12 protein-coding genes, 1 rRNA gene and 1 other annotated feature are annotated in these 14,263 nt (G+C 37.2%); all 13 genes read right to left on the bottom strand.

Going from position 1 to position 14,263, the window contains the following annotated elements; translation table 11 throughout:
* The 13 genes from cysS to rrf all read right to left on the bottom strand — a co-directional run bounded on the left by cysS (window position 1) and on the right by rrf (window position 14,168).
* Window positions 1-1,398 (bottom strand): cysteine--tRNA ligase, encoded by a 1,398-nt coding sequence (cysS, locus tag ACODS7_RS12905; RefSeq protein ID WP_016084028.1) that lies wholly within the window; start codon window positions 1,396-1,398, stop codon window positions 1-3.
* Window positions 1,379-2,044: a serine O-acetyltransferase gene (cysE, locus tag ACODS7_RS12900; protein ID WP_000476495.1), complete on the bottom strand. Its 666-nt coding sequence runs from the start codon at window positions 2,042-2,044 to the stop codon at window positions 1,379-1,381. Before cysE ends, cysS begins: the two co-directional genes overlap by 20 nt.
* A 149-nt stretch (window positions 2,045-2,193) precedes the next feature.
* Window positions 2,194-2,440 (bottom strand) — a binding site (T-box leader).
* A gap of 47 nt (window positions 2,441-2,487) precedes the next feature.
* A complete protein-coding gene (gene gltX / locus ACODS7_RS12895; RefSeq protein WP_029441422.1) occupies window positions 2,488-3,945 on the bottom strand; it encodes a glutamate--tRNA ligase in 1,458 nt (485 codons plus the stop codon).
* Window positions 3,946-4,034: 89 nt separating this feature from the next.
* Window positions 4,035-4,511, bottom strand: a complete 477-nt coding sequence (gene ispF, locus ACODS7_RS12890) for a 2-C-methyl-D-erythritol 2,4-cyclodiphosphate synthase (RefSeq protein WP_016084030.1) — start codon at window positions 4,509-4,511, stop codon at window positions 4,035-4,037.
* Between the two features lie 116 nt (window positions 4,512-4,627).
* Window positions 4,628-5,308: a 2-C-methyl-D-erythritol 4-phosphate cytidylyltransferase gene (ispD, locus tag ACODS7_RS12885; protein WP_016084031.1), complete on the bottom strand. Its 681-nt coding sequence runs from the start codon at window positions 5,306-5,308 to the stop codon at window positions 4,628-4,630.
* 16 nt (window positions 5,309-5,324) lie between these two features.
* Window positions 5,325-6,428 carry a PIN/TRAM domain-containing protein gene (locus ACODS7_RS12880; protein WP_016084032.1) on the bottom strand — a complete coding sequence of 368 codons (1,104 nt, stop codon included), beginning with the start codon at window positions 6,426-6,428 and terminating at the stop codon, window positions 5,325-5,327.
* 160 nt (window positions 6,429-6,588) lie between these two features.
* On the bottom strand, window positions 6,589-7,662 hold the full coding sequence (gene disA / locus ACODS7_RS12875) for a DNA integrity scanning diadenylate cyclase DisA (RefSeq protein WP_016084033.1): 1,074 nt from the start codon (window positions 7,660-7,662) through the stop codon (window positions 6,589-6,591).
* A gap of 3 nt (window positions 7,663-7,665) precedes the next feature.
* Window positions 7,666-9,042: a DNA repair protein RadA gene (gene radA / locus ACODS7_RS12870; RefSeq protein WP_016084034.1), complete on the bottom strand. Its 1,377-nt coding sequence runs from the start codon at window positions 9,040-9,042 to the stop codon at window positions 7,666-7,668.
* A 95-nt stretch (window positions 9,043-9,137) separates the two neighbouring features.
* A complete protein-coding gene (gene clpC, locus ACODS7_RS12865) occupies window positions 9,138-11,573 on the bottom strand; it encodes an ATP-dependent protease ATP-binding subunit ClpC (protein WP_016084035.1) in 2,436 nt (811 codons plus the stop codon).
* A gap of 22 nt (window positions 11,574-11,595) precedes the next feature.
* On the bottom strand, window positions 11,596-12,660 hold the full coding sequence (mcsB, locus tag ACODS7_RS12860; protein ID WP_000050837.1) for a protein-arginine kinase McsB: 1,065 nt from the start codon (window positions 12,658-12,660) through the stop codon (window positions 11,596-11,598).
* Between the two features lie 4 nt (window positions 12,661-12,664).
* Entirely contained in the window at window positions 12,665-13,213 is a 549-nt protein-coding gene (gene mcsA / locus ACODS7_RS12855) for a protein-arginine kinase activator protein McsA (protein WP_016084037.1), read from the bottom strand.
* Between the two features lie 170 nt (window positions 13,214-13,383).
* The gene (gene ctsR, locus ACODS7_RS12850) at window positions 13,384-13,845 is read right to left on the bottom strand and encodes a transcriptional regulator CtsR (protein WP_001244560.1); all 462 of its coding nucleotides are present in this window, start codon (window positions 13,843-13,845) and stop codon (window positions 13,384-13,386) included.
* 207 nt (window positions 13,846-14,052) lie between these two features.
* A 5S ribosomal RNA gene (gene rrf / locus ACODS7_RS12845) occupies window positions 14,053-14,168 on the bottom strand.
* Window positions 14,169-14,263 lie beyond the last annotated feature (95 nt).

The following is a 14,263-nucleotide window of genomic DNA, read 5'->3' as shown; positions in this document are numbered from 1 at the left end:
TTATCCTCTTTTCCATCTTGTACCTTGAGCGGTATCTTCTAAAATAATATTACGTTCTTTTAAATCGTCGCGAATTTGATCAGACAATGCGAAATCGCGATTTTTACGCGCCTCAATGCGCTTTTGGATAAGTTCTTCAATTTCTTCATCCAGCAATCCTTCTTGTGTTAATTCTAATCCTAAAATATCAAATAACGTTTCCAGTTGTTTTACGTATGCTTCGATCACAACTTTAGATGTATGCTCTTCAAGTAAATATTGATTTGCATGATTGGCTACATTGTATAATTCGGTAATTGCATTCGCGGTGTTAAAGTCATCATTCATCGCCTCTTCAAATGCAGTCTGGAATTTCTCTATTTCAGCTAACCATTTCTCATTATGGTCTGTTAAATCCGTACTGCTTTCCATACGATGCTTTAAGTTTCCATAAGCTGTTTTAATTCTTTCCAGTCCATTATTCGTACTTTGTAATAACTCTTCACTAAAGTTAATCGGATGACGATAGTGTACTGATAACATAAAGAATCTAATTAACTGCGGGTCGTATTGCTTAATAATATCGTGAACTAAAATAAAGTTACCAAGCGATTTAGACATCTTCTCATTGTTAATATTAATATATCCATTATGCATCCAGTAACGTGCAAACGTTTTCCCAGTCAATGCCTCCGACTGCGCAATTTCATTTTCATGATGTGGGAACGCCAAGTCTTGACCACCAGCATGAATATCGATTGTATCCCCTAAGTACTTACGTGCCATAGCTGAGCATTCAATATGCCACCCTGGACGTCCTTTCCCCCAAGGGCTTTCCCAGAAGATTTCTCCTTCTTTCGCAGCTTTCCATAAAGCAAAATCAAGAGGATCTTGTTTCTTTTCTCCTACCTCAATACGAGCACCGTGACGTAAATCCGCGATTGGTTGATGTGATAATTTACCGTAACCTTCGAATTCCTTCGTTTTAAAGTACACATCACCCTCTGATTCATATGCATACCCTTTATTCACAAGCTCTTGAATAAATTCAATAATGATGTCCATATTTTCTGTTACACGAGGATGAACTGTTGCGTGTTTGCAACCTAGCGCTGTTACATCTTCAAAGTACGCTTCAACAAAACGATCAGCAATTGTCGGTACATCTTCACCTAATTCATTTGCCGCTTTAATTAATTTATCATCTACGTCCGTAAAGTTAGATACGTATTGCACATCGTATCCTTTATATTCTAAATAACGACGTACTGTATCGAATACCATAGGAGGTCTTGCATTCCCAATATGAATGTAGTTATAAACTGTAGGTCCGCATACATACATCTTTACCTTATTTTCTTCTAATGGAACAAACTCTTCTTTTTGGCGTGTTAACGTATTATAAATGTGAATAGTCATTTTTATCCTTCCTTTCTACCTTTACTTCCAGTTGTTTCTTCAATTTATCAAGTTCTACTTCCATAGCCTTTAATTTATCAAAAATTGGATCCGGAAGGTCAGAGTGATTTAATTCTTGACCAATCTTTACTCCATTTTGAATAACGACTCTGCCAGGTATACCTACAACTGTAGAATGTGCAGGAACTTCTTTTAATACGACAGACCCTGCCCCGATTTTAGAATTCTCTCCCACAGTAATAGAACCAAGGACTTTAGCACCCGTCGCAATTAATACATTATCCTGAATTGTCGGATGCCTCTTTCCTTTTTCTTTTCCTGTACCACCTAATGTAACCCCTTGATAAATTGTTACATTATCACCAATTTCACAAGTTTCTCCAATTACAACTCCCATTCCATGGTCTATGAAAAAGCGTCGACCAATAGTTGCGCCTGGATGAATCTCAATGCCAGTAAAAAAGCGACTAACTTGTGAAACAAAACGTGCAAGAAAGAAAAAATCTCTTTTATAAAAAGCATGTGCAATTCGATGAGCCCAAACTGCATGTAATCCAGAGTAAGTTAAAATGACTTCGAAATAACCTCTTGCCGCTGGATCCTGTTCAAAAACGACTTCAATATCTTCCCGAAGCCTCTTAAACATCGGTGTTCCCTCCCCTTTATGGGCTGCTTTTTGTCGAGCGAACTAACTCCCCTAACTCATCACTTATCCCCTAATTCCTTATATAGGGAGATAAATTCTATATTCATACCTATTTACACGGTATAAAAAAAAGGCGTCTCTGTCATATTGACAGAGACGCCTTTTAAGCGCGGTTCCACTCTGTTTAGGCTTAAAAAAGCCTCAAACTCATCCATGATAACGGTGTACACCGCTTCTGCTTACTTTGCATCCTAAGACGTCCCACGAAACAATTCGCTGTTCAGCAGAAGACTCGAAGGGGCATTTCAAAAATCTGCTTATAAACCACTCCCAGCCTAAAGGTGGTTCTCTCTGTAAAAAGCCTGATTTTCTACTTCTCCTTCTCGTCGCTTTTCCTTATTAGGTTTTAGGTATACTTATTATATTTCTAAACCTAGAAAATGTTAACCAATTACTTTTTGAAGACGATTTAAAACTTTTTCTTTTCCAAGAAGTGCAATAGCATTCGGAAGCTCTGGACCATGCGTTTGTCCTGTAGTTGCAACACGGATTGGCATAAATAAATTTTTACCTTTATGTCCTGTTTCCTTTTGAACTGCTTTAATTGCCGCCTTAATTGCCGCTGGCTCCATTTCTTCTAAAGCTTCTATTTGACCAGCAAATGCACGAAGTACTTCAGGTACTTGTTCACCATTTAATACTTCTTGTCCTTCTTCTTCATAATCAACATGATCTTTAAAGAACATTTCAGAAAGCTCTACAATTTCAGCCCCAAAACTCATTTGTTCATGGTATAAAGCAATCACGCCACGGATCCAAGCTTGGTCTTGTTCACTTAAAGTTTCTCCCACACGTCCAGCTTTCACTAAATGCGGTAAACTTAACTCTACAACCGTATCTAAATCTTGCTTTTTCATATACTGGTTGTTCATCCATTTTAGTTTTTGGGAATCAAATAATGCAGGTGATTTTGATAAACGAGCTGCATCAAACATTTTGATAAACTCATCTTGAGAGAAGATTTCTTCTTCACCTACTGGTGACCAACCTAATAGCGCAATAAAGTTAAAGATTGCTTCTGGAAGATATCCAAGCTCTTTATATTGCTCAATAAATTGAATAATAGATTCATCACGCTTGCTTAATTTTTTGCGACTTTCATTTACAATTAAAGTCATATGACCGAATTGTGGGATATCCCAACCGAAAGCTTCATAAATCATCATTTGTTTTGGCGTGTTTGAAATATGATCATCACCACGAAGTACATGTGTAATCTCCATTAAGTGATCATCTACTGCTACCGCAAAGTTATAAGTTGGGATTCCATCTTTTTTCACGATAACAAAATCACCAAAATCATTTGAATGGAATGCAACTTCGTCTTTTACGATGTCTTTGAATGTGTAATCACGATCAGCTGGTACACGGAAACGAATACTCGGAATACGTCCCTCAGCTTCAAATTCTTTCATTTGTTCTTCAGTTAAATCACGGTGGTTACCTGCATAACGAGGTGTTTCACCACGCGAAATTTGACCTTCACGCTCTGCTTCTAGCTCTTCTTCTGTCATATAACATTTGTAAGCTAAACCACGCTCTAATAAATCTAGATATAATTTTTTATAAATATCTAAACGCTCTGTTTGACGATATGGTCCAAATTCACCACCAACATCAACACCTTCATCCCAGTCCATACCGAGCCATTTTAAGTATTTTAATTGGCTTTCTTCTCCACCAGCCACGTTACGTTTCACATCAGTATCTTCAATACGAATAATAAACTTGCCATCTAAATGACGAGCAAATAAATAATTAAATAATGCCGTACGCGCATTTCCGATATGTAAGTGTCCTGTTGGACTTGGCGCATAGCGCACTCTCACTTGCTTTTCCATAATTGGTACACCTTCCATTCTTAATGTCTACACATTCTATAATTGTACAACAAAAAAATGTGATTATCCATCTTACGAATTAAAAACCATTATTTTTTCTGTAATAATACCACTGCTTGAGAAGCAATTCCTTCTTCCCTACCTGTAAATCCTAATTTTTCTGTTGTTGTTGCCTTTACATTAATGTTATCTATAGACGTTTCTAACAGTTCACTAATACGTTTACGCATACTTTCAATATGCGGTGCCATTTTCGGCTTTTGAGCAATAATTGTACAATCTAAATTCCCTAACTCGTAACCTTGTTCCCGCACAAATGCCCAAACTTTTTGTAACAATACAGCTGAATCTGCATCTTTAAAAGCTGGGTCTGTATCTGGAAAATGCTTTCCGATATCTCCTGCTGCAATAGCACCTAAACATGCATCAGCAATCGTATGTAACAATACATCTGCATCTGAATGACCGATTAATCCTTTCTCGTGTGGAATTGTAATTCCGCCAATAATTAACGGTCTACCTTCCGCAAATTCATGCACATCAAAACCTTGTCCAATTCGAAACATTCTTTACATCCTCCTTGAGCTAAACCACTGAGCTTTATGACTCTATATTATATTGATATCCTTACAAAGAAAAGCCCGGCCATTGCCGAGCTTTCCTTTGTTATACACCATCACGGCTATTTTTTCTGAACATGAAGGAAACTTTCAGCAATTAGTAAATCCTCTGGAGTCGTCACTTTAATATTATAGTAACTCCCCTCTACCACACCTACTTGCTTACCAATGCGTTCCACGAGACTTGCATCATCTGTACCAAGAAAACAGCTCTGTTTTGCACTTCTATGAGCTTCTAGCAAAAGAGAAACAGAGAACCCTTGCGGTGTTTGTACAGCCTTAAGCTGAGATCGTTCTACCGTTTCGACAACAACACCTTGCTCTACTTTCTTAACTGTATCCTTTACTGGCACTGCACAAATGGAAGCTCCATATTTTTCTGCTGCTGTTAATACATTTTGAATCACTTTATCCGTTACGAATGGGCGCGCTCCGTCATGCACAAGAACATATTCAACATCACTCGCATGCTGAATCGCATTATATACACTATCTTGTCTTTCGGCTCCACCCTGAATAAATTGTACCTGTTTTTCAATTGGATACTTCTGCATTAATTCTTCAAAATACGGGCGTTCCTCTTCGTTAATTGCCATAACAATACTTTTGCACGCTTTATCTCCTTCAAAAGCACGTAATGTATGCACGATAATCGGTACTTCATTTATAAGTAAGAACAACTTATTTTTGCCAGCACCCATCCGCTTTCCTTGACCGGCTGCCGGAATAATTAATGTATACATATTAATAATCCTCTACCTATAATGCTTTTTCTAATAATTTACGTTTCGCGAAAATCATACGACCAGCCGATGTTTGTAATACGCTAGTAACCAGCACATTAAGTTGCGAACCTACATACTCTCTACCATCTTCTACTACAATCATCGTACCATCATCTAAGTACGCAACACCTTGGTTTTGCTCTTTACCATCTTTCACAACATAAACATTTAATTCTTCGCCAGGGAGTACAACTGGTTTAATTGCATTAGCTAAATCATTAATGTTTAACACCGTTACTCCTTGTAATTCAGAAACTTTATTTAAGTTGAAATCATTCGTTACTACAGTTCCACCGGTGATTTTTGCTAACTTTACAAGTTTGCTATCCACCTCTTGGATATCCTCGAAATCGCCTTCATAAATTTCTACCGGAATCGGCATCTCTTTTTGAATACGATTTAAAATATCTAGCCCTCTGCGACCACGATTACGCTTTAAAGCATCGGAAGAATCGGCAATATGCTGAAGCTCTTCTAATACGAATTGTGGAATCACAATTGTTCCTTCTAAAAACTTCGTTTGGCAAATATCAGCAATACGTCCATCAATAATTACACTCGTATCGAGAATTTTCCAATGAGCCGTAGATTTTTCTACCTCTATCTCTTCGTTCTCACTATTGTTTTTCTTCTTACCTCCACGTTGGGGTAATGTAAATAATCCTAGCAATTCATTCCTCTTTTTAAATCCTACTTGGAATCCTAAATATCCAAGTAAAAGAGTAAAGAACACTTGCAACACCGTGCTAATAACTGGAATTGTAAATTCACGAATTGGTATTAAAATTAAATATGCAACAATAAGACCAGAGATCAACCCTAATGTACCAAATAAAACATCTGCTACAGGCGCCTTTACAAGAGCCTCTTCAATATGCTTAATAAGTTGAACAATATAATCTACAAGCCAAAATGTTGTTAAAAATAAAATAATTGCACCAATAATTGCACGAACATACGATCCTTCCAATAAAGGAACCGCACCGATGTCTAATACATTAATAACTTTTGGGATTAAGTAAATCCCTAACGCTCCCCCGATTACTAGAAAGAAGAGCTGTACGATCCGTTTTAACATCCAACCACCTCCTACTCATTATTAACCATTGTTTCGCTAATCAAAACGCCGAATGCAAAAGCGGACGTGTTTTTTTATAAATAGTTTTATTTACCAATATATCATATCATATACCAAAAATGTTCTAGTGTCGTTATATTATAGAATCAATGTAATATTCTTAATTGTGTCTACTCATATAGAGATGCTCTTGAATTCTTTTTAGGCCTTCTCGTATTTTCTTCGCCCTTACTTCTCCAATTCCTTCCACATCATCCAATTCATGAATAGTCGCACGACAAACTCCTTGCAACGTTTTGAATCGATTAATTAAATTTTCAATGATAAGTGGCGGAACACGAGAGATTTTGCTTGTAATTCGATATCCCCTTGGCGTCACACTTTCTTCTAAACTGGTTTGCCCTGGGTAGCCAAGTAATTTAACTAAATCACTATCCTCTAAAAGTTGTGTATTTGCAAGGTCCTGTAACCTTTTCAAAATTTGATGATGGTCTTGTGTTTTCTCCTGATGGTAATCTTTAATTAACAATGCTGCCTCTGCCTCTAAATCAGCTAGTAATTCTGTAAGTTGTAAACGGATTAACCTACCTTCTGTTCCTAGCTCATGAATATAGCTCAATATTTCATTTTTAATACGCAGTACCATTTCAACACTATGTAAAACGTGAACTACCTCGGACATTGTAACGACCTCTTCAAATTCTAGAATGCCCAAATTCGTAATACCATCATTCCATACAGCCTTATATTTTTCTAACGTTTGAATAGCTTGATTTGCCTTTGTTAAAATAACACCTATATCTTTTAGTGTATAACGTAAGTTCCCTTGATATAGCGTAATTACGTTACGTCTTTGTGAAATGGCCACAACAAGGCTTCCAGTCTGCTTCGCTACACGTTCTGCTGTTCGGTGACGCATACCTGTTTCAATAGAATCAATAGATGCCTCTGGAACTAACTGTGCATTCGCTATTAAAATTTTACTTCCCGTTTCATTTAAAATAAGTGCCCCGTCCATTTTTGCTAATTCATATAAACTAGCAGGAGAGAATGCACAATTAATGTGAAAACCACCATCAACAATACTTTTAATCTGCTCATTATATCCAAGAACAATTAGTCCCCCTGTTTGCGCGCGAAGTACATTATCTATCCCTTCGCGCAATGGTGTTCCTGGGGCCACGAGCTGTAAAATATTAATCATACTTTTGACACGTTGCTTATTTTCTTCCATAGCCTAGCCTCCTAATGTCAAACGAAGCGCTTCCCCTAAATTAGAAACACCTACAACCTCAATCCCATCCGGAATTGTCCATCCTCCTAAGTTTTTTCTAGGAATAATTACACGTTGAAATCCTAATTTAGCTGCTTCTTGTACACGTTGTTCAATTCTTGATACTCTTCTTATTTCTCCAGTTAATCCTACTTCTCCTATTACTGCATCAGCTGGTGCCGTAGATTTATCCCTAAAACTTGAGGCTATACTTAAAGCCACCGCTAAATCAATTGCCGGTTCGTCTAATTTCAAACCACCAGCTACTTTTAAATATGCATCTTGATTTTGCAATAGTAAACCTGTTCTTTTTTCTAATACTGCCATAATAAGCGAAACACGGTTATGATCAATTCCTGTCGCCATTCTTCGAGGATTTCCAAAACTAGTAGGGGAGATTAATGCTTGTATTTCTACTAAAACCGGTCTTGTTCCTTCCATTGAAGCAACTACTGTTGATCCTGCAACACCAACCGGCCTTTCCTCAAGGAAGATTTCAGAAGGATTTAAAACTTCCGCAAGACCAAGCTCTTTCATTTCAAAGATACCCATTTCATTCGTGGAACCAAAACGGTTCTTCACAGCTCGTAAAATACGATACGTATGGTGTCGGTCTCCTTCAAAATAAAGAACTGCATCGACCATATGTTCTAACATACGAGGTCCTGCAATTGCTCCTTCTTTTGTCACATGCCCAACAATGAAAATAGGGATTCCTTTTGTTTTTGCAAGTTTCATTAATTCTGCTGTGCATTCACGTACTTGTGCCACACTTCCTGGGGCCGACGTCACTTCAGGTAAATGTATCGTTTGAATAGAATCAATAACAACAAAAGCTGGATTCATCTCTTCAATATGTGCTGCAATACGCTGCAGGTCTGTCTCTGCTACAACAAATAGATTGCTACCCTTTACATGCAAACGATCTGCACGAAGTTTAATCTGCTTTGCCGACTCCTCACCTGATATGTATAATACATCATATGAAGAATCTGCTAATTGCGATGAAATCTGTAATAGTAATGTTGATTTTCCAATCCCAGGGTCTCCACCAATAAGTACTAAGGACCCATCTACAATTCCGCCACCAAGCACACGGTTAAACTCTTGAAATTCCGTTTCAATACGTGCCTCAGACTTTGTTTCTACTTCGGTAAGACGTCTTGGTTTTGTTACTTCCGTTTGAATTGCATTCGCGTAATTAAGGCGCCTGGATGATACAACTGGCTCCATTTCTTCAACAAGTGTATTCCATTGACCACATCCAGGACATTTACCCATATATTTTGGTGACTGATAACCACATTCTTGACATATAAATTTCGTTTTCTTTTTAGCCATACCTTTTTATAGTTCACTTCACTTTCGTCTATAAACGTTTATCCTTCTCGTACAAGAAAGAGGGCTATCGCGTAGCCCTCTTTGTTTGTCTATACTTATTTTACCTTTTCTGCACTATGAATGACAAATGATTCTCCTTCTACATCAAAGATAACTTTTTGTCCTTTCTCAATAGCACCTTTTAAAAGTTCTTCTGATAGTCTATCTTCTACATGTTTCTGAATTGCTCTACGAAGCGGACGAGCACCGTACTCACGATCAAATCCTTTATCAGCAATAGCTGAAATTGCCCCTTCTGTTAAGTGCAACTCGATTTCTTGTTCTTTTAAGCGATTCACTAACTGATTTACCATAAGAGTTACAATCTCTTGAATATGTTTTTTCTCAAGCATATGGAATACGATAATTTCATCAATACGGTTTAAGAATTCTGGACGAAATGCCTTTTTCAGCTCATCCATTACTTTACCTTTCATATCCGAATAATCACGGCTTTCATCTTGTACATTAAATCCAAGATGTTTGTTACGTTTTAACGCCTCAGCACCAACGTTAGACGTCATAATAACAATCGTATTACGGAAATCAACTGTACGTCCTTTAGAATCTGTTAAACGACCATCTTCTAATACTTGTAGTAAAATATTAAACACATCCGGATGAGCTTTCTCTACCTCATCTAATAAGACAACTGAATATGGCTTGCGACGAACTTTCTCTGTTAATTGTCCACCTTCTTCATATCCAACGTATCCTGGAGGAGAACCAACTAAACGGGAAGTAGAATGCTTCTCCATGTACTCTGACATATCGATGCGAATCATTGCATCTTCATCACCGAACATAGATTCTGCCAGTGCTCTTGCAAGTTCTGTTTTACCTACACCTGTTGGCCCTAAGAATATAAATGAACCAATTGGGCGCTTCGGATCTTTTAATCCTGCTCTTGCACGACGAACAGCTTTTGCTACAGCTACTACTGCTTCATCTTGACCAATCAAACGATCATGAAGAATGGATTCTAAATTTAATAATTTATCAGTCTCTGTTTGTGCAAGTTTAGAAACTGGGATACGCGTCCATGTAGAAACGACATTTGCAATATCTTCTACCGTAACCTCTGAATTTTCTTTTCCTTGTTGCTCTTTCCATTGACGTTTTGTATCTTCTAACTTCTCACGTAAGCGTTGCTCCATATCACGTAAGGATGCAGCCTTTTCAAATTCTTGACTTTGTACAGCTGCATCTTTTTCTTTTCGAATCTCCTCAAGCTTCACTTCAAGCTCTTTTAAGTTTGGTGGTGTTGTATAAGAACGTAAGCGAACTTTTGAAGCAGCTTCATCAATTAAATCAATTGCTTTATCCGGTAAAAAGCGATCTGTAATATAACGATCTGAAAGTTTTACAGCTGCATCAATAGCGTCATCTGTAATAGATACACGGTGATGCGCCTCATAACGATCACGTAAACCTTTCAAGATTTGAATCGATTCTTCTAAACTTGGCTCATCAACATGAATTGGTTGAAAACGTCTTTCTAAAGCCGCGTCTTTTTCAATATATTTACGATACTCATCTAAAGTTGTTGCCCCAATACATTGTAACTCTCCTCGTGCTAAAGATGGTTTCAAAATATTCGATGCATCGATTGCACCTTCTGCTCCACCTGCACCAATTAATGTATGAAGCTCATCAATAAATAGAATAATATTACCTGCTTGGCGAATTTCATCCATCACTTTCTTTAAACGATCTTCAAATTCACCGCGATATTTCGTTCCAGCTACCACTGTACCCATATCTAGTGTCATAACACGCTTATCTCTTAAAGTTTCAGGAACTTCATTATTTACAATTTGCTGTGCTAATCCTTCTGCAATTGCCGTTTTACCTACACCAGGCTCACCAATTAATACTGGGTTGTTTTTCGTTCTACGGCTTAATACCTCAATTACACGTTGAATTTCTTTACCACGTCCAATAACAGGGTCTAAGCGATTTTCACGCGCAACAACTGTTAAGTCCCTTGCTAAACTGTCAAGTGTCGGTGTATTTGCATTTGCTGCTGAACCACCTTGATGACCTGAACTAGCTTCATTACTTCCAAGAAGTTGTAAAACTTGCTGTCTTGCTTTATTTAGACTTACACCTAAATTATTTAAAACACGTGCGGCTACACCTTCACCTTCACGGATTAAACCGAGTAAAATGTGTTCTGTTCCAACGTAAGAATGGCCTAGCTTACGCGCTTCATCCATAGATAATTCAATAACCTTTTTAGCACGAGGTGTATAATGTACAGTTTGAGAAGCTTCTGTTCCACGCCCAATTAACGCTTCTACTTCTTTTTGAACTTTCTCTGGACTTAATCCAAGAGCAATTAATGCTTTTGCTGCAATTCCTTCACCTTCGCGTACAAGCCCAAGTAAAATATGTTCTGTTCCAATATTATTATGCCCAATACGAATTGCTTCCTCTTGAGATAAAGCTAATACTTTCTGTGCTCTTTCTGTAAATCTTCCAAACATCATAGAAATCGCCTCCTACTTGCGCTTAGTTTTTTTCAATACGTAATCGCTCACGGATTAAGGTTGCTCTTCGATAATCTCTTTCTTCTGGCCCTAAAGGTCCACCTGCGTATTGTTGTAAAATACCTGGTTGCGTAAGAACCATTAGCTCCGTCAAAATATTTCTCGATATACCTTTTATATATCCTAGATCAATACCAAGTCGTACATCCGATAAGCAATTAGCTGCTTCTGCAGATTGAATTAAACGACTGTTTGCTAGTATGCCGTAAGAACGATAAACCTTATCTTCAAGTTCAATACTTGAATTTTGTACAATTAATTCTCTAGCCATTTTTTCTTGCTGTATAATCTGTTGAATGACACTCTTTAAATCTGCAATAATATCTTCTTCAGACTTTCCTAGCGTCATTTGATTTGAAACTTGAAATATATTACCTAACGCTTCGCTACCTTCACCGTATATTCCTCTTACTACTAACCCTAATTTTTGAATTACTTGTATAATACGGCTAATTCTTTTTGTTAAAACCAGTCCCGGTAAATGAATCATCACAGAAGCTCTCAACCCTGTGCCAACATTAGTAGGACAACTCGTAATATATCCAAGTGATTCATCAAAGGCGTATTCAACTTCTTTCTCAATCCAATTATCTATTTGATTGGCACTTTGAAGCGCCTCCGATAACTGTAATCCTGAAAATAGGCACTGAATCCGAATATGGTCTTCTTCATTAAGCATAACACTAATATGCTCACTTTCTGATAGTAGACATGCTCCATATTCTGTCCCTGCAAGATTTGGACTAATTAAATGCTTTTCGACTAAAACTCTCCTTTGAAGAGGGGTTAATTCATTCATCTTTAATAGTCCAAACTCCCCAAAGGATCCTACCGCTTTATTTATAAATTTCTTTTTAAATAATTCATGAATCTGTTTAGCTTCTTCTTCGTTTTGCATAGTGGAAAATTGATATTGTTTAAAATTACGAGCCAAACGAATTCGACTACTTAAAACAATATCAGAATCAGGGCCATCCCCCTTCATCCATGGACTAATTGCTTCGTTCATAATTTTGTCCAGTGACATAGAACTATTCCCCCTCTCTATGCTCACTAAGCTGTATTTCAAGACCTCGAATCTTATCTCTTACCTCTGCAGCTTTCTCAAATTCCTCTTTCTGTACGTATTGTTTCAGAATGAGTTTTAGTTCATCTAATTCTTTCTTTAAGTGGATATTTCCTTCTATACGCTCCGGAATTTTTCCACAATGATCTGTATGCCCACCGTGAAGGCGTTTTAATAATGGCTTTAAATGCTCCTTAAATGTATCGTAACAAGAAGAACAGCCAAAACGTCCAACTTTTGTAAATTGTTCATATGTCATCTTACAATCTGGACACCTTACTATATCTGCATTTGAAAATCCATTTTTTCCTTCTTCAAACATTGTTGATTCACCGTGTAATAAACCAGCAAATAAATCATGAAATGAAAAGTTAGACTGCGATGATTGAAAGAAAGACGTATAGCCACTTTGCTCTGCACATTGCTCGCAAAGATGAACTTCCGCCTTCTTCTCGTTAATTACTTTTGTATAATGTAAAGTTGCTGGTCTTATGTTACAGTTTTGACAAGTCATCACTATCCCCACCTTTACAACAGAAACGCTCTATCTCATGGTACTTTTCATACATTACTAGATTGTTCGCTTTCCTGAATCCGTTTAAATAAAAGTGCATGTTCTTTTTCAAAACTTCTACAATATTTAACTGCTTTATCTTAGTTATCAATCTTTTACAAAAGTTATATTTATTTATATTTCAGTGTTCTTAACATTGCGCATAATATTCGAGCCCTAAGTTCATCTCGAGAAGGAACATCCATTGATAATACAGAACGGTCTATTACACTTAACATCAGTTTCGCTTCACGATTTGTTATGATTCCCTCTTCTATTAAACGTATAATCATACTTTCTGCATTCCCTTGCGCAACGCTATGATCAATCATATGAAGCATTTGATCAATAATGTCTATATCATCATGCAGCTTGACTTTTATAATGCGAATGTAACCTCCTCCACCACGTTTACTTTCTACTACAAATCCTCTTTCTAACGTAAAACGGGTATTGATTACATAATTGATTTGAGATGGTACGCACTCGAATCGATCCGCAATCTCATTTCTCTTGATTTCAATCACATTATTATTACTTAAGTCAATAACTTGCTTTAGATATTGCTCAATGATATCAGATATATTTCTCATTTATCCGCCACCTTTATTGACTTTGACTATCTTTGACTTTAATTATATACGTATTAATAAAATTTGCAACTCTTTTGCTTATTCACTATCCTAGCCACATTCCCCTGTATTTAATCAAAATATAAATACTTTAAACACATTTTTTATTACTATGGATTATAAAATAAAACACGAAAAAACACGAGTCATTTGACTCGTGTTTTAGTTGCTTGGCGACGTCCTACTCTCACAGGGACAAGGTCCCAACTACCATCGGCGCTAGAGAGCTTAACTTCCGTGTTCGGTATGGGAACGGGTGTGACCTCTCTGCCATCATCACCAAACTATGAAGGCATATTCCTTCAAAACTAGATAACATTGCTACATATTATATGGTTAAGTCCTCGATCTATTAGTATTCGTCAGCTCCACATGTCAC

This window comes from Bacillus sp. FG16 (genome assembly GCF_057809515.1).
This window is presented reverse-complemented; position numbering and strand designations above follow the sequence as displayed.

Coding starts and splice junctions, on each gene's coding strand:
- cysS (WP_016084028.1), bottom strand. CDS start 1,398: ATGACTATTCACATTTATAATACGTTAACACGCCAAAAAGAAGAGTTT.
- cysE (WP_000476495.1), bottom strand. CDS start 2,044: ATGTTTAAGAGGCTTCGGGAAGATATTGAAGTCGTTTTTGAACAGGAT.
- gltX (WP_029441422.1), bottom strand. CDS start 3,945: ATGGAAAAGCAAGTGAGAGTGCGCTATGCGCCAAGTCCAACAGGACAC.
- ispF (WP_016084030.1), bottom strand. CDS start 4,511: ATGTTTCGAATTGGACAAGGTTTTGATGTGCATGAATTTGCGGAAGGT.
- ispD (WP_016084031.1), bottom strand. CDS start 5,308: ATGTATACATTAATTATTCCGGCAGCCGGTCAAGGAAAGCGGATGGGT.
- ACODS7_RS12880 (WP_016084032.1), bottom strand. CDS start 6,428: ATGTTAAAACGGATCGTACAGCTCTTCTTTCTAGTAATCGGGGGAGCG.
- disA (WP_016084033.1), bottom strand. CDS start 7,662: ATGGAAGAAAATAAGCAACGTGTCAAAAGTATGATTAATATTTTACAG.
- radA (WP_016084034.1), bottom strand. CDS start 9,042: ATGGCTAAAAAGAAAACGAAATTTATATGTCAAGAATGTGGTTATCAG.
- clpC (WP_016084035.1), bottom strand. CDS start 11,573: ATGATGTTTGGAAGATTTACAGAAAGAGCACAGAAAGTATTAGCTTTA.
- mcsB (WP_000050837.1), bottom strand. CDS start 12,660: ATGTCACTGGACAAAATTATGAACGAAGCAATTAGTCCATGGATGAAG.
- mcsA (WP_016084037.1), bottom strand. CDS start 13,213: ATGACTTGTCAAAACTGTAACATAAGACCAGCAACTTTACATTATACA.
- ctsR (WP_001244560.1), bottom strand. CDS start 13,845: ATGAGAAATATATCTGATATCATTGAGCAATATCTAAAGCAAGTTATT.